We start from the raw sequence: 22,858 nt of genomic DNA, 5'->3' as shown, positions 1-22,858 counted from the left end.
ATAACTTGGCGCTCCTACACCCAATTACCAATTAGGCCGCTATGCCATTTGACTAGACTTTGTCATTTAAATGCCTTTTAAAATTAGCACCTGCCTAAAGCTGCTCTGAAATCATTAAGTTGAGATCAATATATGTCGGCGCAGCAGTACCCGCTGGGAAGCTAAACTTAACTGTCATTGACTTGCACGTACCGCCGGTATTTTGCGATTTAGACACCACAAATTTGTCGCCTGAGTCACTGCCACTGAAGGAGCCACAGCTTACGTTTAGGGACATGGATCTATCTGAACGTCCAGAAATATCGAAATAAAGTTGCTGACCGAAGTCACCATCGACAGGGAAAGAAACTTCATATCCAGCCAATTGATTGATGATAATTGGCTCTTCATGACGACATGGGTCAAAAATGGTTCTAGTGCGGTATACCGGCGTGAACTTGCTTTTATTTAAAGCGTAGCGTGCGCCACCAATGTAAATCGGGTCAACGCTTTGCATTGTTACCGCGGCCAATATTTGCTCTGGAGAAAACTTCAGCTCTTCTGTTTCTTGTCGTTCAGCGTAGCGAATATAAGGTTCGCAGAATCTATCTCTGTCATAGTCACAGCAACGATAAACTTCTGGTGTTTGTAGATTCAGGCTAGTTACATTGCTCTGAGCGGGTGCTGCAGCGCTAACTTGCTGTGCAAAGGCAAAAATAACTGCGCTTGATAAAGATGTCTTGAGTAAGTTCATCACGTTTCCTTGTTGTTTTATATTTAGTTTAAATTCAGCCCGATGATGGTGCTGAAACTAATGCTGTTAATAGTAGCGTTGGTATCGGTGAGCGATGTATCCACTTTTCTGATTTCAACGTGGAGGTTTTTACACTTACCTTCAGTTACCTGACGTTTGTATACCGAAAATCGGGCCGGAATGACGACATTACGACGTTGAAAAACCAAGTCTGCGTCATAGCCAATATCAATGTCAGAACATTCAACTGACATTCCAACTTTTAAAGGGGCTGTGCCAAGGCTGGCGTTTAGCTCACCACGCACATCAAAAATTAGCTCTGGATGGCCGTAAAACTCATCCCACTCATCAACATAAACCGGAATATCAGCTTGATAGCCAATCACGTGAGTGCTGTTAGCTGCAGCATAAATCGGTGTGAAATCATTGATATCGTAGTTGTATTTAGTTCCACCAATATAGATAGGATCGGCCGCACTGGCAGCCATAGCCGTGATACCTAACATTGCAGCTAAAGCACTGCGGGTAAAATGTTTAACCATAGATAACTCCTTTTTAAACTAATTGCAGATTGAAATGGTTTTAAGCTTCACTTGACCCGGACTGTAGAGCACTTCTAGCATTGGGCTAGATGTCGCCACAAACCTCAACCCCTCAGGTAAAGTCAACGTATAGTTAGCTGGTGAAGGCAAACTTAAGGTACTGATACGGCTCTTCTCTAAATTAAACGTTTGCTCATATTGCCAAACGAAGTGATTGAACCGCGACGAGGTATCTTGTAAACGTACGCCGAGTGCAACTGGTTGTTTATCGAAAATAGCGCTACAAACCGCCAGCATGAGTTTGATGTCTTGCATCACAGGCACAGGCGTATTACCTAAATTGACGTAAAAGTTATTTTCATCAATTGGCCAGCTTTGATAGGTCGCGGCTGCAACGCGAGGATCTTGAGTTTTTAGGGTTAAGAACTCTCCAGGTTTGACTTCCAGCTCGGCCATCAAATTGCCTTGCGCATCCGTCGTGACTACCTGACCATTGAGATCAAAGCTAAGATTACCAAGTGGCTGGCTTTTTACATCGGTGATCTTGCCGACCAACTGTCCGCTATAAACACTAGGCAGCGCTTGTGCATGAAGCTCAACGCGCGTTGACGAGGTTAAACCCGAAGCATCTGTCACAGTAAGGGTAATGCTGTAATAACCTGCAACGTCGGGAAGTAGTTTTGCCTCAGCATTGTTTGTCACTAACTGCGCTTGAGAACCCTCCGGCGTTTGCAGCGCCCACACATAAGTTAACGCCGAGCCTTCAGGGTCAAAACTAAGAGAACCATCAAAAGTCACTTCTGTACCTACAGTAGTCTGACGAGATGGATCACCGCTGATTTTTGCAACTGGCGGTAAATCCAATTCAACAGGGATCCTTACAGTTACGGGTGTGGAGCTTTGAGTTTCATCAGAAACGACCAGTTGCACTACATAAATCCCTTCCTGAGAAGGGGTGAAGTAAGGAGTGCTAGTATCCGCTGCAAATAAGTTGTCAAAGCCTGGTTGCTCTATCAACTCCCAGTTGTAACTGAGTGGTGACCCTTCAGGGTCATAGCTTGCTGCTGCATCCAAGCTGACTTTCTGATTTACCTTGGCACCTGAAACAGGTGAAATGGCTGCAACTGGTTGCTGATTTTCTTGTGCTTTTAGCAAAATAGTGGCTGGCGCTGAGCTGGACTCACCATCGGATACCACTAAACCAATCACATAGTCACCAACGATATCTGGTAGCAAGCCAGTTTGAGTCGTGGTCAACTCAGTTAACTCGGCTAAACTGGCTTGAGGTTTTGCGAGCAATTGCCAGTGATAACTAATGGCTCCACCTTCTGGGTCAAAACATCGCTCACACGCAATGGTTTGTGCTTCTCCCACTATCACAGAGCGGTCTTTACCTAACTCCGCAATGGGCGGCTGATTCTCAGCACCTATGGTCAAAGTAATGCTACTGCTGTTATTTGCGCCTTTTGGATCGGTAACTTTCAGCTCAACTTTGTACTCACCAACTGTACTCGCACGAAACGCCGTAATTGGATTGCTTGTATTGCTTAAGCTGTACTCAGCACCTTCTGGTGCGGCAACAACCTGCCAAAGATATTGCAGTACATCCCTAAAATCAGGATCAAAGCTCATCGACCCATCTAATTCTAGGCTCTCATTTTGTGCAGCCGTGATCTTGTCACTTAAAATAATGGCCGCAGGGGGAGAATTAAAATTAAACCCTTGGCTAACCACTGACACTTGGTCTTCAGCTCTGCGTCCTTTACTGTCAACGACAGCAAGTTGTAACTGATACTCACCCGCTACATCTGGCACAAACTTAGCTGAGGCATTATCCATTCCGTGAATTTGTGTGGCGCTGCCAGCGGGCTGAGATAATAAACGCCACTGATATTGATTAATTTCACCTTGCTGAGAACGACTCAATTTGCCATTTAAACTAACTACATCACCTTGTTTGACGGTGACATCTGGGCCTGCATTCGCGATGAGTGGCGCAACTTCAGTCGGTTGCGCAACCACCACGGCTGTTGTGTTATCGACAGCCACAACGCTTGATGCTTCAAGTTGGCCACTCTCTCCACAAGACGCGGTTGCCAAAGCCAATAAAGAAGGTGCAAAACACTTCCATTTCATAACAACTCTACTCCGTACAAGAAATTACCTGTTAATCATTCAGTCCCAGCAGCTTCACGAATACGTTGATTTAATTCTGCAGCTTGCTCACCTAAATAACGCGCTTCAGCAAGTAACCGATTGCGCTCCATCTCAAGCTCACTATCAACAGTGGCTGAAGCGTAACCATAAAGCTCAATATCATGATTTCTCTTTTGAACTTTATCTTTGTAGGCATTCACTTGCGTACGTTGAGACAAAACCGCGGAGCGATAAGACTGAACGCTATCTTTGAGATCGGGAAAGGTATTCTCAATAAAATCGAAGTAGGCTTGTTCTTCGTCAGTAGTGGCGGCCATTGCCTCTTGAATTACCTGATTGGAATTAGTTGCAGGTAGCTCCACCGTTGGAGGTTGCTTTTTCTCTGCCTTCACTTCAACCGGCTCGGTTTGCTCAGCAACAACTTCTACACTCGGCTGTAAAGGCGACTCAACAATAATCGGCTCACTTGGTGCAGATGACTGAACTTCCTCAGTGGGCATTAACACCCCAATATACACAGCGCTGCCAAGACCTATTACCACAGCTATTACAGCTGATATCTTTTTCATTATGCTCTCCTCAATATCAAAGCCATGTTTCTTTTAAGGGGGCTATGCCCCCTTAAAAATTAGGTGCACTGCTCGTTGTTAATACAGACTTCAGCGGTGACTAGCGCACTACCTTCTTGGATAGACCAAGTATGTTTGTCGTAGCGCTTCCAAATCTTGCCGTACTGTTGTGAAACATGAGAAGTGGTACCTTGAGCTTTTGAACCACCGATTTCATCAAGTGCACGCAATACGATATTGCCAAACTGGCAGTACACGTTCATTGGGCAAACTTTCATGAGACCATCGCCAATGTTCTTACCTACAGTGCTTTGACCTGGGTCAATCACATTTGGATCAAGAACTTGGACATCGTAGTTTTTAGCGTAAATAGCGAGGAACATTTGCCACATATCGTTGTACATTTGCGTTTCTAAACGCTCTGCCAACAATTGTGCCTCTGCTGGGTTGTTTGAAGTAGGTTTAACGTCTAACTTACACTCCATACCCATGTTGTCGCGCGCGGTGGTACGGATATCATCCCAACTGCGTGTCTTAGATTTGAACCAGCTCCAGCTCTTTGATTTACCAGCGTTACGCCAGTAAGAGTTCATGCGGTCAACATCTATTGTACATTCACCTTTGATTGGACCTGGGTAAGCGTAGAAGTTGTAAGACAGACCTAAATTAGCAGTAAGTACCTTACGGTTTGGCTGTGGCTCATACATGCGACGCACCACTTTCCAAGATACCTCAACACCATCTTTAGTACCTTCATACAACTCTTCAATTTCTTGTGTGTACTCGCCACAGCGTGCATCTTTAGTCACATAGAAATCAACGCCACCGGTTGCAAATGAGTTGGCATCCATAGTATCGAAGTAAATCATGTCGCCACGATTTTCACGCTCGAATGGCATTTGCCACTCATTGGTGATGCTCTTGCTGATCATAGTGTCAGCAGGCATTGCCCATACGTTCTTCGAGAAAATGCTGCTATTACCCGTTTCAACCGAGAAGTTGTTGCGCGTTACACCGGAATTCAGGCGGACGTTGAACACATCCAGTTTTTTCACTGAGTAATTGCTCTTGCCGTTTTGGTATAACACTGATGCTAATGCATTGCGCTCATTACCCCACAGGCTGTAGCCAGCACTTGCAAGGCCGGTGATCTTAGTACCTTCAGCCTTAACTAGATTGTCTTCCAATTCCCACGCGTTTTTGCTGATAACAAGCTGCGCAGATACGATTTGCGTATTGAAGCTGATCTGATTGATGAGCAATTCTTGCTTTTTCGTGTACGCGTCATACTTACCTTTTGCCGTGTAATAAGCATCACGGATCGCATCACGCGCATTCTCTGCCGCTGTTAGTTTGGCGCTCACTGCGTCCTTCAAAGGTTGGTAACGCTCAATCACCCCTACCATACATTGGTAAGTTTTCATTGCATCGCCGCCACCTAACAGAATACAGCTATTCGACTCATCGCTCTGTTTACGATTAAGCTTTTCCAACTCATCTTTAAGCTCAGAGATAGTCATAATATAACCATCCCACAATGAACTCAGTTCAAAGTACTGGTCCACTAGACCGGCGTTTGCTACCGCATCCAGTGTCAGCTGATTACCAATCTTTTCAATTTGGCCTAAGCTAGTTAAGTTAGAACGTGGAATACCGTATGTTAACTGATACCAGTTACTCACGAAGTCGCCTTTTAAAAACGCTTGCTCTTGTAGTACTGGAGTTGGTAGTTGGCGGTACGCTTGTGTTTTGATATTGACGTAATCAGCACACTGAGGGCCAGCGGCCCCTAATTCTGCGTATGTTCCACGGAGAGTTTTCGTTGAAGCCGGACCCACATATAAAGTAGTGGCAATTTCATGATCAACAATGACATCACCCACACCTGCTGGCGTCGGAATACCCATGGAATCTAATGGGTTACCCTTACGTGCATCAGGTAGTGCATGTGCGGTGGCGCTTTGGAGTAGTGCCGCAACCACAGAGGTCGCGATTATTTTTCCGTACATTTTATTTCCTTTACGGGTTTTAGGTTAGATCCTTTAGTAACTCAGCAAATGCTTAGAGTTGACTACGTAATTTCGCTGCTACGCTATTGAGCAACGTTTTGTCACGACCAAGCTCATAGCTCGACAGCCATTGACTTTGCTCGTTAACAAAATTGTAGAGATCCCTAATGTTGGTCTCGTTGAAACTTAATCTGTAATCAACAAAGCTCCGTATGTTCGCCACTTCTTTTGAACAAAGCGTGGTATTACTGCCTGAACGACATTGATTGTTGAGTACATTGCGACTCGTTGTAAGTTGTGTTATCGAGTCATTTACGACATCAAGTAAGAACTCATCTTCTAAATCAAACTGCAACAGTTCGAATGCCGAGGTCGCATTATCGATAGCACTTAATAGTTGAATGTAATCAGTAGAAGGGGTCGCCAAACCTAGTAAGGTGGCAAATTGATTGTTAAGCGTGGCCAAATGAGATGCGAGTTGGCCGTAGTAACGTGGTTCTGGGTAGGTAACAAGTTGGTCAACCGTGAGTTTACAGCCTGGTTTGATAGCTTGAAAACCGCTTGCACCAGACAATGAATCAAATACCAAAGATGCTCGCGAGAAATCATGGGTAAGCTCAATTGAATTCTTTTCAGCGCCAATCGAACCTGTAATTCGACTAGTTGATACCGCGTTAAGATCGGCTGACAAAGTGTAGCGTAAAGACAAAGGACGAATGGATTCACAGATAAAACGATACTGAAAATTCGTTTTAAATAGCCCATTTTGTACCAGCGCAGAGCTGGTATAACTCTGATTGCGATCCGCATAATAAGTCGACGCGGTAAAGCTACAAGGCGGCACATATCGTGTACCAGTGCCGGTCAATTGTGACAAGCATTGAGACTCGGCATTAAACACCACTTCTGGGTATGCATAGGCAATAGCAGGCCCTGCCAGCATAAAAGCGGCAATACACAAGTTTTTCATCGGATTTTCCTTAAAGTGAATTACATTTGATCTAAAGTTGCGGTTAACACTCTGCGACTCGTCACACCATTGTGATCTGTGAGTTTAACCACAGCGTTAATGACCTTATTGCCTGTGGCACAAGCAGAATAGGGTGACTGTTGCAACACCAACTGCAGGTTATTCACCGCGGCGCTATTCCCCACTCCTTTGGGTAGTAAAGTTCCTGTCATCGTACTGAGCTCTGCAATATCGGGGAATAACTCGGGTATGGTTGCGGACATGTTGGGCGTCCAAAACATGCCGTCATAGTCTAAATACTCCAACTCAATGAGTTGGTTTTCAGTCGCTAAACGGCCACCTAGGTGTTCGGATAAATTCCAATTCACCGCTATAGTTCTATCAGTACTAAACTGATCCACCGTGGCAATTTGGTTACTCTGCATCGCGAGTAAGTTTAGACGGTTCACTATTGCCGTTAATTGTTCGAGTAGACTGTCATCCCAAGTGGTAATAATTAAGTCGATAAGCTCGCGAGCCTGCTTTGCTAGTTCAAAACTCTCTAACTGAATAGCCTGCATTTGCGGCGCAATGCGCGAAAACTCTTGGCAAAGTAACACTGGTTGTTGTTCAAAGCTGGCTAGACTCGTCAAGGCCTGAATTGGCTCACCCACAGTCTGCGCTTGTAACGCCGCTAAGACCTCCTGCCCTGTACGACCTTGCAATAAAAAGGCGACATTGATCGCAGTTTCCAGCCGAGTTAGAGCATGTAAACTAGGTTTTTGCTGATACTGCTGCATTTGACCACTAACAAAGCCTCCAAAATCAGGACGCTTTATTAATGTCGGTGGAATATATTGATAGTTCTCATTGTAAGCATTAGATAATGCTTGAACTTCGTTGTTAAGATTGCCGAGTAAGAGTTCAAAATACACCAATTTCTCGTCAAGCTCAGCAGTAAACCCCGTGGTACTTAATGCTTGATAACAATATTGCTCACCACAAGCAGAAAGTTGCATATCATAATAAGGAGCTAGAGCAGCCAGTTTAGCCAGTATTTTGTTTTGCTGAGCGCTGGGCAGTTTAGCCAATTCAGCAGCAAAACTACTCATTCGTTTATTTAAATGTGAAACACGACTTTGGGTGATTTGCGTTGGGCTATATTTTTTCAACAGTGTCCAATAACGAATTTGTTGATCTGCTAAGGTTTTCAACTCATCTTGTAAGGCAGCTTTCTGAGCTAAGGAATAATAAGGGAAACGCGCAATTTGCCCATTCATAGCTGCTAATTGCTGTTGTAGCTCTTGCTCTAACTGCACCCCTAGCGTGTAACGACGATAAAGGCCCGCATAACGTAAAGGCTCGGTTAACGTGCCAAGTTTGGTGATGAGTGCAAGACGGAAATTTTCACGCCTAAGTTGATCACTGGCAGGCGAAAAGCCGCCATCCCCAGGCACAAATACAAAGTCGTTATAAAGTGTACGATAAAGTTCGGCCTGAAAAATATGCAATTCAGTGAGCAGCGCAGGATACTTCAGTAAATCGCTGACGTGATACCAAGTATATGAACCGCGTTGTTGTCGACCCGTTGCTTGCGCAGCCATATCGCTGGCAACATCACATGGCAAAGACAGTGCTTTAAAACACGCTTGGTTAAACTCAGGATCTGCACCGATACATACATCTTGGCAACTTTGCGCATTAAACTCAGCGTAACAGCTTTGTGGTGCATAATTCACCAACTGCAAGTTAACACTACACTGATTATTTGCCATGCCTTGAGCTGATAATAGGCAAAGCAAAGCTGCAGTGACAGGTTGCAAAGCCCCCTGCCACGAAGTTTTTCTGAACATACCAAATTCCTTTTATTCAATAGCCGATTTTCCCTCGGGGTTTGTGTAACGAGGGACGAATTGGTTAATTTGTGTACCCATAATAACACTAAGTTTAATTTTGTGTAAATAATAAATTAAAAACTTAACTTAATTAGTAATTAAAAATAACAACAGTGTTTGCACTCAGGGCAACTAAAGCTGCTCCAGCTTTAGCTCAAAAGATTGGTGAAAAATCGCATCCCTACACAGATGAAGCATTAAAATTCATACTATTAAGAATTTATTACGCTTGGATTGACTGGTTGGAACATAGTATTCCTGTCAGTGATTAGCTTAAAGACCTCACTTAATTTAATAACTAAAGAGCCACTTTCGCTATCCAATCTATGTACTAAGTCATTAAATTAGATTGCATGCTCTAGGTGCATTCCCAACGGGCTTCAAATGTTAAATATGAGTGCATGTCACATAAACATCAGCCAACAAACAGCAGCAAATGCGGTTTGGATGTTCGCCAGCGAGTTAGAGGGCACGATTCACGGATACAAGTTTAGAACTGGTTATGGTCAGTAATATGACACAGGAAAATAGTTAACCTGAGCTTTGGATAATTAGGCAAGAATATCCAGCCGAATAACACTGGTGCACAGCATGGCTTAAAGATGCAATGACTGAGCTAGCAGCTCAGCCATTGCATTCACTCACATTAGTCACATACGGTCGCAGTCATTAACTTTATTTGCGGCTGAAATGTCACATCCAAAGCTAAAGTGCTGCTACTATTTTGTGTGAACTTATACCCATCAGGTAAACGTAACGTCATTGTCGTCGGAGCTGGTAAGTTCACTCGAGTGATCTTCAAGGTGCTAAGCTCAATTTGTTGCCCAAAGCTGTAATAAAAATCGCCAAAACGAGCAGGTACAGTATCCAAATCAAAGGTAACAGAGAGGGGTTTACCATCCGCCAATTTACTACAAACGGGTAAAAATAAGTCAATCGACTGCATTGCGAGTAGTGGCACACTGTTGAGATTAACATAAAAGTTCTGTTCATCTACAGGCAGGCTGCTATAACTTGCTGATGCAACTCGACTATCATTGATTTTGATGGCTACATTGCCATTTGGGCGTAGCTGCAACTCATGATCTAGATTACCAAAAGCGTCGGTGGTCACTGACGTATCATTGATTTGTAGTTGGAGATTTGCGAGCGGTTTAGCACTCGGGTCAACGAATTTGGCTACCACATGCCCTGTAAGGTCGCTGTTATTTTCTTTCACTTGAACTGTGACGGCTTGTTGAGCAACTTGGCCTCCTACGTCTTTAACCGTCAGCGCTAGCACGTAGTCGCCAACAACATCAGCTAAAAACTGGACTTTCGCTGCCTCATTATCAGCAATGCTGGCATTGGAGTTATTTGGTTTAGTTAGAGACCATAAAAATTGTACCGTGCCACCTTCCGGATCGTAGCTTCCTGATGCATCTAATAGTAAGGATTCCCCTAAGATTATTTGTCTATCGGTTGCGCCTTGGATCACCGCAACTGGGGGTTTATCCGCAACCGCCGTCACAACTTGCGCCGCTGGCTGAGAATCGAATATGCCATCATTGATGATAAGACGGAGTAAATAATCCCCTGCTTTGTCGGCGGTAAAACTCACCTCAGGCGCTGTTATAGAACTTAGTGTGCTGCCGCTACCCTGCGGCTTAGTCAACAAATGCCAACGATAGGTAAGCGTATCACCATCAGGATCATAACAACGGTTACAACTGATGGTAACCACATCGCCCACTGTGACCATCTTGGTATCACCCAATTCAGCAATAGGCGGCTGCTTGATATTGACTTGTAGCGTGATGGTCTTATTACTACTCGCCCCATTTTGATCCGTTACCGTCAGCTTGAGTTGGTATGTACCAAAGGTATCCGCAGCAAACTCGGCTTTTCCACTGTTGAGTGCTTTAAGAGAAACGACGCTATTTGCAGGTTTACTCAGTATTTCCCAGTTAAAAGTCAAAATATCACCGCTATCAGGGTCATAACTTTGCGAGCCATCAATAAGCAGTACTTCATTTTTGGCGAGGGTTGCTTTAGCTAAGTGAATGATGACATTCGGTGCACTATTTTGCTGCTCACTAACACTACTAATCGTCACGTTATCAGTAACAACATTGCCGTTTATATCTGTTACTTTCAGTTGAACTATATACGCACCAGTTTGATCAGCAATAAAGCTACTGTTAATAGCGTTCGCTTGTAATATGGTTGCATTGCTGCCTGCTGGGCGGGCAACAAAGGCCCATTGGTAGCTGCTAATAGTGATACCTTCACTTGCATTAATAGTCCCCTGCAGCGTAACCGTGTCCCCTTGTTTTACAGAGCTATCTTCGCCTGCGCTGATCTGTAACGAGGGTTGATTGTGCACTTCAAATGCAAAAATTGCAGGAGTACTTTGACCTTTACCATCGCTAACGATTAACTTTAGTTCGTAGGCACCTAGCTCTGTTAATTTTAGTGTTAGAATTTTAGCAGTTGGTTCAGGGAGATTGAGTTCGGTGTTGTCAGCCTTACGGTATAATTGCCACCGATAGTTGAGATTATCACCATCTTGATCGGTACTTTTCTCTGCACTGAATTGCACATCTTGATTAAGAAAGATTTTACCGCTGGTTCCTTGAATATGGGCGATAGGCAAGTGATTCACTTTACCGTCACCTTTAGTCGGCTCAGTGCTACCACTACTACCGCCACCACATGCGGCTAACAATACCGCACAAATCAGCGGCAACAAAATTCTGCTTTTCATAACAATATCCTTTTTATGCACCATTCCTAGTTGCACTTTACTATCACAATACGGATTAAGTCATTGATGACTGTTCCCATTTGCATACACTTTCATATTAACGTCAATTTTACAAGAGTTCCCAAAAAAAAACCGCAAGCTTGGCTTGCGGTTTCTTATTCACTATTGTGAGATGAAGTAATTAGAAATTACTCATCGCCACCTAGTAGGTCTGCGTTCAATGCATCAGTCAACGCTTGCGTTGCTTCTTCTGCACTTACAGTTTGCTCCACTGGCGCTTCGGCTGCCTTGCGACGGTTGATACGCTCTTGGTGATAAGCAAAACCAGTACCTGCTGGAATCAAACGACCTACGATTACGTTTTCTTTCAGACCACGTAAATCGTCTTTCTTACCGTTTACTGCTGCTTCTGTAAGAACACGCGTAGTTTCTTGGAACGACGCTGCAGAGATAAACGATTCAGTCGCAAGTGATGCCTTCGTGATACCCATTAACTGGATCTCAAACTTCGCAGGGATCTTACCTTGTGCTTCTAGGTCGCGGTTTGCGATGTTTACGCGCGCCACTTCAACTTGTTCACCAGCTAAGAACAATGAATCACCACCATCTAGGATGAGACACTTACGTAGCATTTGACGAATGATAGTTTCGATGTGCTTGTCGTTAATCTTTACACCTTGTAAACGGTAAACTTCTTGTACTTCGTTTACGATGTAGTTAGATACGTCAGTCACACCACGTAGACGTAAGATATCGTGCGGTGACTCTGGACCGTCAGCAATAACTTCACCACGTGCAACCGTTTCACCCTCAAACACGTTCAATTGACGCCATTTCGGGATCATTTCTTCGTATGCATCGCCTTCCGCAGGTGTGATCACCAAACGCTTCTTACCCTTAGTTTCTTTACCGAAGCTGACCACACCGGTCACTTCCGCAAGGATAGCTGGGTCTTTCGGCTTACGCGCTTCGAACAAGTCAGCAACGCGCGGTAGACCACCCGTGATGTCACGTGTTTTCGAACCTTCTTGTGGAATACGTGCTAATACCTGACCAGGCATTGCAGTCGCACCATCAGAGATTTCGATAGTCGTGAACGACGGTAAACGAATTTCTTGTAAGCCACGCACTTCATTTTCGATGATTAGCTTAGGCTCTTTGGCGTTAACTTTCGATAGGTCTTTAACAACCACACGGGTTAAACCAGTCAAGTCGTCAGTTTGCGCTTCAGTGTTCGAGTCATCGATATCGCTGAACGTTACTTTCGATTCGTGTTCAAGGATGATTGGGTGGCTATGTGGATCCCACGTTGCTACCACGTCATTACCTGATACTTGTGCGCCGTCTTTAACAGACAATACGGCACCGTAAGGTACCTTGTAACGCTCTTTCTCACGACCTTGGTCATCGATAACAGCGATTTCAGTTGAACGAGAAGTGATAACAATCTTACCGTCTACGTTCAATACGAACTTCGCGTTGTGAAGCTTGATGCTACCGTTGTTCTTGATCTGTACGCTGTTTTCAGCAGACGCTCTTGATGCCGCACCACCGATGTGGAATGTACGCATCGTAAGCTGTGTACCTGGCTCACCGATTGATTGCGCTGCGATAACACCAACTGCTTCACCGGCGTTGATCAAGTGACCACGTGCAAGGTCACGACCGTAACAGTGTGCACACACACCAAAGTCGTTCTCACAAGTGATAACAGAACGTACTACAACTTCGTCTACTGAGTGTTCTTCTAAAAGATCACACAGCTTCTCGTCTAGCATGACGTTACGCTCAACCAACACTTCTTGCGTGCCCGGCTTCAGAACATCCTCTGCAACCACACGACCAAGTACGCGCTCGCGTAATGGCTCAACAACATCACCACCCTCAATAAGCGGCTTCATGGTTAGACCTTCGGTCGTACCACAATCTGTTTCGTTGATAACCAAATCTTGTGCAACGTCTACTAGACGACGCGTCAAGTAACCCGAGTTCGCTGTCTTAAGTGCTGTATCGGCAAGACCTTTACGCGCACCGTGCGTTGAAATAAAGTACTGAAGAACGTTCAGACCTTCACGGAAGTTTGCGGTGATTGGCGTCTCGATGATTGAACCATCTGGACGTGCCATTAGACCACGCATACCCGCTAACTGACGGATCTGAGCCGCGCTACCACGAGCGCCCGAGTCAGCCATCATAAACACTGAGTTAAATGAGGCTTGCTCTTCTTCTTCGCCTTTGGCGTTGATGACTTTGTCTTTTGACAAGTTCGCCATCATCTCACGTGATAAGTTTTCGTTAACACGTGACCAAATGTCGATAACTTTGTTGTACTTTTCACCCGCAGTTACCAAACCTGATTGGAACTGTTGGTTGATTTCCGCCACTTCCGCTTCAGCCGCTTCGATGATAGCAACTTTCGTTGGTGGGATAACCATATCGTTAATACCGATAGAGACACCCGACTTCATCGCGTAATGGAAACCTGTGTACATAACTTGGTCAGCAAACACTACGGTGTCTTTTAGACCTAGACGACGGTAACACTCGTTCAATAGACCAGAAATTTGTTTCTTGCCTAGTGCACGGTTGATCAGTTCAAACGGCAAACCTTTTGGTAGGATTGACGAAAGAATTGCACGACCTACAGTCGTTTCAACAATTGCAGTTACAGGCGTTTCGATACGTGTTTCTTCTGCGATGTGCACTTCAGAAATACGTACTTTAACACGTGCGTGTAGATCAGCTTGACCTGTACGGTATGCTTTTTCTGCTTCTTTTGGATCTTTAAATACTAAGCCTTCGCCTTTCGCATTAATGCGATCACGCGTCATGTAGTAAAGACCCAATACAACGTCCTGTGAAGGAACGATGATTGGTTCACCGTTAGCTGGCGACAGAATGTTGTTAGTCGACATCATCAGCGCACGCGCTTCTAATTGTGCTTCTAACGTTAACGGTACGTGTACCGCCATTTGGTCACCGTCGAAGTCGGCGTTATAAGCCGCACACACTAACGGGTGTAGCTGAATCGCTTTACCTTCGATAAGTACCGGTTCGAACGCTTGGATACCCAAACGGTGAAGTGTCGGTGCACGGTTCAGAAGAACTGGATGCTCACGAATAACTTCATCTAATACGTCCCAAACCTCTGGTACTTCACGCTCAACCATCTTCTTCGCAGCTTTGATGGTTGTTGCCATACCACGGCGCTCTAGCTTACCGTAGATAAATGGCTTGAATAGCTCAAGTGCCATCTTCTTAGGAAGACCACACTGGTGCAGACGCAGGTATGGACCTACTGTGATTACAGAACGGCCTGAGTAGTCTACACGCTTACCAAGTAAGTTTTGACGGAAACGACCTTGCTTACCTTTGATCATGTCTGCAAGCGACTTCAGTGGACGCTTGTTAGAACCTGTGATCGCACGACCACGACGACCGTTGTCTAGTAGCGCATCAACCGCTTCTTGTAACATACGTTTTTCGTTGCGCACGATGATATCTGGCGCAGCTAGGTCTAATAGACGCTTCAAACGGTTGTTACGGTTGATAACACGACGGTACAAATCGTTTAGATCAGACGTAGCAAAACGACCACCATCTAGTGGTACTAATGGACGTAGATCTGGCGGCAGTACTGGTAGTACAGTCATTACCATCCACTCTGGATTGTTACCAGACTGGTGGAAAGATTCCATCAACTTTAAACGCTTAGTGATTTTCTTACGCTTAGTTTCAGAGTTTACTGTTGGTAACTCTTCACGCATTTCTGCGATAAGTTGCGCAAGGTCTAAGTCACGAAGTAGGTCAAGAATCGCTTCTGCACCCATTTTCGCTTCAAAGTCATCACCATGCTCTTCTAAAGCATCAAGGTATTCTTCTTCAGTTAGCAGTTGGCCACGCTCAAGCGTCGTCATGCCTGGCTCAGTCACAACGAATGATTCAAAGTAAAGAATACGTTCGATATCACGTAGCGTCATGTCTAGCATCAAACCGATCCGTGACGGAAGCGATTTTAAGAACCAAATATGCGCAACTGGGCTTGCTAACTCAATGTGACCCATACGGTCACGACGCACTTTAGTGAGGGTAACTTCTACGCCACACTTTTCACAAATAACACCACGGTGTTTCAAGCGCTTGTATTTACCACACAAACACTCATAGTCTTTCACTGGGCCGAAGATACGGGCACAGAATAGGCCGTCACGCTCAGGCTTGAAAGTACGGTAGTTGATCGTCTCAGGCTTCTTCACCTCACCATATGACCATGAACGCACCATGTCTGGTGAAGCAAGACCAATACGAATTGCATCGAATTCTTCGGTCTTGTTTTGTTGCTTCAGAAACTTAAGTAAGTCTTTCACCTTAGCTCTCCTGTCGGAGGTTAATCTTGAGGGCAAGCAACGCTTGCCCCTTCATTCTTGCAAATCCGCGTCAACATCGGCGCAGTTCAGCGCCGATGGAGGTCGGATTAAAGCTCTTCAAGCTCGATGTTGATACCCAGTGAGCGGATCTCTTTCAACAATACGTTGAACGACTCTGGCATACCTGGCTCCATCTTATGGTTGCCATCAACGATGTTCTTATACATCTTGGTACGACCGTTTACGTCATCCGACTTCACTGTCAACATTTCTTGTAGCGTGTAAGCAGCACCGTAAGCTTCAAGTGCCCACACTTCCATCTCACCGAAACGCTGACCACCGAACTGAGCCTTACCACCCAACGGTTGTTGAGTAACTAGGCTGTAAGAACCTGTAGAACGCGCGTGCATCTTGTCATCAACCAAGTGGTTTAGTTTCAGCATGTACATGTAACCTACGGTTACTGGACGCTCAAACGTGTCACCTGTACGACCATCATATAGCGTGATCTGACCGCTTGACGGATACCCACCAAGTTCTAATAGCTCTTTGATTTCAGTTTCTTTCGCGCCGTCGAACGCAGGTGTTGCAATTGGTAGACCGGCTTTCAAGTTGTCAGCGAGACGACGTACTTCTTCATCAGAGAAGCTGTCGATGTCTACTTGCTGACGGCAGTCACCTAATTCATACACTTTCTTCAAGAAGGCACGGATCTCGCCAAGCTCAGCTTGTTCTTTGATCATGTCTTCAATGCGTTCACCGATACCACGAGCCGCTAGACCCATGTGCGTTTCAAGGATCTGACCGATGTTCATACGTGAAGGTACGCCCAGCGGGTTCAATACGATGTCTACCGGACGACCTTTCTCGTCGTATGGCATATCTTCGATTGGCACGATAGTAGAGATAACACCCTTGTTACCGTGACGACCTGCCATCTTATCACCTGGTTGAATGCGACGTTTAACCGCAAGGTAAACTTTCACAATCTTCAACACGCCCGGTGCTAAGTCATCACCTTGAGTGATCTTGCGACGTTTGTCTTCGAACTTCTTGTCGTATTCCGCTTTAACTTCATCGTACTGTGCAGCAAGTTGCTCAAGTTCAGCTTGCTTGTCTTCGTCAGCTAGGCTTTGCGTGAGTAACTTCTCAGCATTTAAGCCAGTTAGTTTCTCTTCGCTGATACCTGCAGCAATAAGCACTTCGCGGGCACGAGATACAATACCGCCTTCCAGAATACGGAATTCTTCGTTGAAGTCTTTCTTCGCTTCACGCAATTGCATGTCTTCAACTTCAAGCGCACGCTTGTCTTTCTCAACGCCATCGCGAGTAAACACTTGTACGTCGATAACTGTACCAGACACTGAGTTAGGTACACGTAACGAGCTGTCTTTAACGTCAGACGCTTTCTCACCGAAGATAGCGCGTAATAGCTTTTCTTCAGGTGTTAATTGCGTTTCACCTTTAGGTGTTACTTTACCTACTAGGATATCGCCGCCTTTTACTTCTGCACCGATGTAAACAACGCCTGATTCGTCAAGCTTGCTTAGCGCAGATTCACCGACGTTAGGAATATCCGCAGTAATTTCTTCTGGGCCTAACTTGGTGTCACGAGCGATACACTGTAGTTCTTGAATGTGGATAGTCGTTAGACGATCTTGGTCAACTACGCGCTCAGATAATAAAATCGAGTCTTCGAAGTTGTAACCGTTCCACGGCATGAACGCCACGCGTAAGTTTTGACCCAGTGCCAAATCACCTAAGTCAGTTGATGGGCCGTCTGCAAGTACGTCACCACGTACTACAGGCTCGCCAACCATCACTGTTGGTTTTTGGTTGATACAGGTGTTCTGGTTAGAACGGGTGTACTTAGTCAAGTTGTAGATGTCGATACCCGCTTCGCCTGGTACGCGCTCATCTTCGTTAACATTAATAACGATACGGCTTGCGTCAGCGTACTTAACCACACCACCACGTTTAGCAACGATAGTTACACCAGAATCTTTCGCTAGTGTTAACTCGATACCAGTACCAACTAACGGCTTATCAGCGCGTAGTGTAGGTACAGCTTGACGTTGCATGTTCGAACCCATTAGTGCACGGTTCGCGTCATCGTGTTCAAGGAATGGAATAAGTGCCGCAGCCACAGAGATAACCTGCTGTGGAGAAACGTCCATATACTGGATGTCGCTTTGACCCATAAACGTCGATTCGCCTTTGAAACGACATGGGATAAGCTCATCAATAAATTCATTATTTTCGTTCAGGTTAGAGTTCGCCTGAGCGATAACGTATTGGCCTTCTTCGATTGCCGATAGGTAATCTACTTCGTCCGTTACTACGCCGTTAATGACTTTGCGATATGGCGTTTCTAAGAAGCCATAATCGTTAGTACGTGCGTATACCGACAATGAGTTGATAAGACCGATGTTCGGACCTTCAGGCGTTTCGATTGGACATACACGACCATAGTGCGTAACGTGAACGTCACGTACTTCGAAGCCTGCACGCTCACGAGTCAAACCACCTGGGCCAAGAGCAGAAATACGACGCTTGTGCGTTACTTCTGACAGCGGGTTGTTTTGATCCATGAACTGTGACAACTGTGAAGAACCAAAGAATTCTTTCACTGCTGCTGAAATTGGCTTAGCGTTGATCAAATCTTGTGGCATCACTGCATCAAGATCGCCAAGGCTTAAACGCTCACGCACAGCACGTTCTACACGAACTAAGCCAACGCGGAATTGGTTTTCTGCCATTTCACCAACAGAACGAATACGACGGTTACCTAAGTGGTCGATATCGTCGACTTCGCCTTTACCGTTACGGATGTCGATTAACACCTTCATCACAGAAACGATATCTTCTTTGCTTAATGTGCCCGCACCTTCGCCATGTTCGTAGCCAACACGACTGTTGAACTTCATACGACCTACAGTAGATAAGTCGTAACGTTCTTCAGAGAAGAACAGGTTGTCAAACAACGCTTCTGCTGCTTCTTTTGTTGGTGGCTCACCAGGGCGCATCATACGGTAGATTTCAACTAACGCTTCAAGGCGGTTGTTGGTCGAGTCAATACGTAATGTCTCAGACATGTACGGACCGCTGTCTACTTCGTTGATGTATAGGGTAGCGATTTGCGAGTGACCCGCTTTCACTAGCTCAGCTAATAGCTCAAGCGTTAGTTCAGCGTTTGCTTCGGCAATGATTTCACCAGTAGACTCATCTACATAGTTTTTCGCTAACACGCGACCAATCACATACTCATGTGGTACTTCAAGTTGCGTGATGCCTTTTTTCTCAATGCTCTTGATGTGGCGCGCAGTAATACGACGACCCGCTTCAACTAGCACTTCACCGTCATCGGCTTTAATATCAAATGCCGCTGTCTCACCACGTAAACGTGATGGTACAAGTTCCATCAATACTTTACCGCCAGCAACTTCGAACGTTGTGGTTTCGAAGAATAACGCCAATACTTCTTCAGTAGTGAACTCAAGCGCGCGTAAAATGATAGACGCAGGTAATTTACGACGACGGTCGATACGTACGTAAAGGTTATCTTTAACGTCAAATTCGAAATCAAGCCATGAACCACGGTAAGGAATAACGCGAGCGTTATATAACACTTTACCAGAAGAGTGTGACTTACCACGGTCGTTATCGAAGAACACACCAGGGCTACGGTGTAACTGAGAAACGATTACACGCTCAGTTCCATTGATAACGAAAGTACCGGTGTCAGTCATGAGCGGGATCTCGCCCATGTACACTTCTTGTTCTTTAATGTCTTTAACAGTGCCTGGTGCTTCTTTGTCCATAAGGACTAGACGCAATTTCACGCGCAATGGCGCTGCATAAGTGACACCGCGAATTTGACATTCTTTAACATCGAACACTGGCTCGCCAATACGGTAACTGACGAACTGCAGCTCAGCGTTACCTGAGTAGCTCTTGATAGGGAACACAGAGCGGAAAGCAGCTTCCAAACCGTGATCGCCATCAGGGTCCGCTGTTAAGAATTTTTTGTACGATTCCAACTGCATAGACAGTAGGAAAGGTATGTCCAAAACTTGCGGACGTTTGCCAAAATCCTTACGGATACGTTTCTTTTCAAGATAAGAGTAAGCCATGGGGTTCCTCAGCTTGCTGATCTTTGACCCAACCTGTTCGAATGGAACAGACATAACAGGCATCTAAGCCATGAATACAACATTTAGATTGTGTTGTTCTAAATGCCACTGCTATTTTCTCTGAAAAACTGTAAACAGTTGAAAATAATAGTGAAATTTAGTTTATAAGCGCGGTTTGCGAATGCGTCACGCTATAGCGCAAAAGGGCCGGTGATTAAAAAATCACCAGCCCCTGCCTGATTGCTCAGGCGAACCTAGCTTCCGCTAGATTACTTGATCTCAACAGAAGCACCAGCTTCTTCAAGCTCTTTCTTAAGAGCTTCAGCTTCAGCTTTAGAGATACCTTCTTTAAGTGCAGCTGGAGCTGACTCAACAAGGTCTTTTGCTTCTTTAAGGCCAAGGCCAGTCGCGCCACGTACTGCTTTGATAACAGCAACTTTGTTAGCGCCAGCAGCTGTAAGAACTACGTCGAACTCAGTCTTCTCTTCAGCAGCTTCAACTGGACCAGCAGCAACAACAGCAGCAGCTGCAGTTACGCCGAACTTCTCTTCCATTGCTTCGATTAGTTCAACAACTTCCATTACAGACATTGCTGCGATAGCGTCAAGGATTTGGTCTTTAGTTACAGACATTTTCATTTCCTAATTAATTATGAACCCATAGGTTCTAAAATTTGATTCTAAAAAGCGAGTGAAGGCTTAAAATTAAGCAGCTTGCTCAGCTTTTTGTACGCGAACTGCTTCAATTGTTTTACACAATTTACCAGCGGCCGCTTCTTTCATAGTGCTCATTAGGCGTGCAATTGCTTCGTCGTAAGTTGGTAGCTTCGCTAGAACGCTAACGTCAACGATTTTGCCTTCGAAAGCAGCAGTTTTAAGCTCAAACGCTTTGTTTTTCTTAGCGAACTCTGTAAACAGACGCGCTGCAGCACCTGGGTGCTCATTAGAAAACGCAATTAGGCTTGGGCCAACTAGTGCATCATTAAGACACTCGAAGCTAGTACCTTCCACTGCGCGGCGAGCAAGCGTATTACGGACAACTTTCATCCATACGCCAGCGTCACGTGCTTCTTTACGAAGTGCAGTGATGGCACCAACTGTCACACCACGAGAATCTGCAACAACAGCAGATAGAGCACCAGTGGCAGCTTCGTTGACTTCAGCAACAATTGCTTTTTTGTCTTGAAGATTTAAAGCCATGGGTGTTACTCCTGGTTTATTGGGAAAAACTTCCCAGTTCTACTTTACTCCACCGAGGCGGAGTGCTTTTTACGGCGAGAACCAGAAGATTAGGAAATCTAGCTGGGATCACACCGTCTACGTAGGATAAATATTAAGGCAATGCCTCCTACGGTCTTGGACGGAAACGCAATGTATCGAATCACTATAGATTAGCTTTCGACATTATGCGCTTCAACCCGAAATTTGTTCTTTGTAAGAAAACTCAGTTTCCTCACAAAATGGCGCAAAATTATAGTTCAAATTTCGCACCATGTAAACACATCAAGTTTATACTTGTGCGCTTAATGTATTTTGGTCAACAGAAACACCTGCGCCCATAGTAGTAGAGATGCTTACTTTCTTAACATAAACACCTTTAGCTTGAGCAGGCTTCGCCTTCTTAAGCGCTACTAATAGAGACTCAAGGTTCTCTTGAAGTTGCTGAGCAGTGAAGTCAACCTTACCGATAGTAGTATGGATGATACCATTCTTATCGTTACGGTAACGAACTTGACCTGCCTTAGCATTTTTAACTGCTTCTGCAACGTTAGGCGTTACAGTACCAGTTTTAGGGTTTGGCATAAGACCACGTGGGCCAAGGATTTGACCTAGTTGACCAACAACGCGCATTGCATCAGGAGAAGCAACTACTACGTCGAAGTTCATCTCGCCTTTCTTAACTAGATCAGCAAGGTCTTCCATACCAACGAATTCTGCACCTGCAGCTTTAGCAGCTTCAGCGTTTGCGCCTTGAGTAAATACTGCTACGCGAACGTCACGGCCTGTACCGTGAGGAAGAACTGTTGCACCACGAACGTTTTGGTCAGATTTACGTGCATCGATACCAAGGTTAACTGCAACGTCAACACTTTCAACGAATTTAGCTGTTGCTAGTTCTTTAAGAAGAGCTACCGCTTCGTTGATTTCGTAATCTTTAGTCGCATCAACCTTTTCACGGATTGTGCGCATACGCTTAGTTAATTTAGCCATTCTATTAGTCCTCTACGTTCAAGCCCATTGCACGCGCAGAACCTGCGATAGTGCGTACTGCTGCGTCAACAGAAGCAGCTGTTAGATCTGGACGTTTAGTCGCAACGATCTCTTCAAGTTGAGCACGAGTAACTGTACCCACTTTTTCAGTGTTTGGACGCTTAGAACCAGACTTGATACCAGCTGCCTTCTTAAGAAGGTAAGATGCTGGAGGAGTCTTCATTGAGAACGTGAATGAACGGTCACCGTACACTTCGATAACAACTGGAACTGGTGCGCCTTTTTCCATGCCTTCTGTACGCGCGTTGAACGCTTTACAGAATTCCATGATGTTCACACCACGTTGACCTAGTGCTGGACCTACCGGTGGACTTGGGTTAGCCATACCAGCGGCAACTTGTAGCTTGATAATAGCTTCAACTTTCTTAGCCATGATAATACCTCATTTTGTGGGTCGTAGCCTCGTGCGCGCGAGGACGCGTACTCAAACGGCTTCCCATTACATTAAAAATCAGCTTTTTACCGCCAACAATACTGTTGACCTGTAA

14 protein-coding genes are annotated in these 22,858 nt (G+C 45.1%); all 14 read right to left on the bottom strand.

Annotated elements, in window-relative coordinates:
• Positions 1–94: 94 nt before the first annotated feature.
• Positions 95–733, bottom strand: a complete 639-nt coding sequence (locus tag ACFOEE_RS14470) for a hypothetical protein (RefSeq protein ID WP_377125649.1) — start codon at positions 731–733, stop codon at positions 95–97.
• A gap of 23 nt (positions 734–756) precedes the next feature.
• Positions 757–1,275: a hypothetical protein gene (locus ACFOEE_RS14465; protein ID WP_377125646.1), complete on the bottom strand. Its 519-nt coding sequence runs from the start codon at positions 1,273–1,275 to the stop codon at positions 757–759.
• Between the two features lie 18 nt (positions 1,276–1,293).
• Complete coding sequence (locus ACFOEE_RS14460; protein WP_377125643.1) at positions 1,294–3,411, bottom strand: PKD domain-containing protein; 2,118 nt, start codon at positions 3,409–3,411, stop codon at positions 1,294–1,296.
• 35 nt (positions 3,412–3,446) lie between these two features.
• Positions 3,447–4,001, bottom strand: coding sequence for a hypothetical protein (locus ACFOEE_RS14455; RefSeq protein WP_377125640.1), 555 nt, complete (start codon positions 3,999–4,001; stop codon positions 3,447–3,449).
• A gap of 59 nt (positions 4,002–4,060) precedes the next feature.
• On the bottom strand, positions 4,061–6,010 hold the full coding sequence (locus tag ACFOEE_RS14450) for a hypothetical protein (protein ID WP_377125637.1): 1,950 nt from the start codon (positions 6,008–6,010) through the stop codon (positions 4,061–4,063).
• Between the two features lie 52 nt (positions 6,011–6,062).
• Complete coding sequence (locus tag ACFOEE_RS14445; protein ID WP_377125634.1) at positions 6,063–6,980, bottom strand: hypothetical protein; 918 nt, start codon at positions 6,978–6,980, stop codon at positions 6,063–6,065.
• A 20-nt stretch (positions 6,981–7,000) separates the two neighbouring features.
• Positions 7,001–8,812 carry a hypothetical protein gene (locus ACFOEE_RS14440; RefSeq protein WP_377125631.1) on the bottom strand — a complete coding sequence of 604 codons (1,812 nt, stop codon included), beginning with the start codon at positions 8,810–8,812 and terminating at the stop codon, positions 7,001–7,003.
• Positions 8,813–9,500: 688 nt separating this feature from the next.
• Positions 9,501–11,600 carry a PKD domain-containing protein gene (locus ACFOEE_RS14435; RefSeq protein WP_377125628.1) on the bottom strand — a complete coding sequence of 700 codons (2,100 nt, stop codon included), beginning with the start codon at positions 11,598–11,600 and terminating at the stop codon, positions 9,501–9,503.
• A 188-nt stretch (positions 11,601–11,788) separates the two neighbouring features.
• A complete protein-coding gene (gene rpoC / locus ACFOEE_RS14430) occupies positions 11,789–15,967 on the bottom strand; it encodes a DNA-directed RNA polymerase subunit beta' (RefSeq protein ID WP_377125625.1) in 4,179 nt (1,392 codons plus the stop codon).
• 107 nt (positions 15,968–16,074) lie between these two features.
• On the bottom strand, positions 16,075–20,100 hold the full coding sequence (gene rpoB / locus ACFOEE_RS14425; protein ID WP_377125622.1) for a DNA-directed RNA polymerase subunit beta: 4,026 nt from the start codon (positions 20,098–20,100) through the stop codon (positions 16,075–16,077).
• Between the two features lie 269 nt (positions 20,101–20,369).
• Complete coding sequence (gene rplL / locus ACFOEE_RS14420; RefSeq protein WP_377125619.1) at positions 20,370–20,732, bottom strand: 50S ribosomal protein L7/L12; 363 nt, start codon at positions 20,730–20,732, stop codon at positions 20,370–20,372.
• Between the two features lie 72 nt (positions 20,733–20,804).
• Entirely contained in the window at positions 20,805–21,299 is a 495-nt protein-coding gene (gene rplJ / locus ACFOEE_RS14415; protein ID WP_377125616.1) for a 50S ribosomal protein L10, read from the bottom strand.
• 309 nt (positions 21,300–21,608) lie between these two features.
• On the bottom strand, positions 21,609–22,310 hold the full coding sequence (rplA, locus tag ACFOEE_RS14410; RefSeq protein ID WP_377125613.1) for a 50S ribosomal protein L1: 702 nt from the start codon (positions 22,308–22,310) through the stop codon (positions 21,609–21,611).
• Positions 22,311–22,314: 4 nt separating this feature from the next.
• Positions 22,315–22,743, bottom strand: coding sequence for a 50S ribosomal protein L11 (rplK, locus tag ACFOEE_RS14405; protein ID WP_377125610.1), 429 nt, complete (start codon positions 22,741–22,743; stop codon positions 22,315–22,317).
• Positions 22,744–22,858 lie beyond the last annotated feature (115 nt).

Origin of the sequence: Pseudoalteromonas fenneropenaei (genome assembly GCF_042643375.1) — a bacterium.
GTDB lineage: Bacteria > Pseudomonadota > Gammaproteobacteria > Enterobacterales > Alteromonadaceae > Pseudoalteromonas > Pseudoalteromonas fenneropenaei.
The sequence above is the reverse complement of the archived record's forward strand: the minus strand, read 5'-3'. Positions and strand labels throughout refer to the sequence as shown.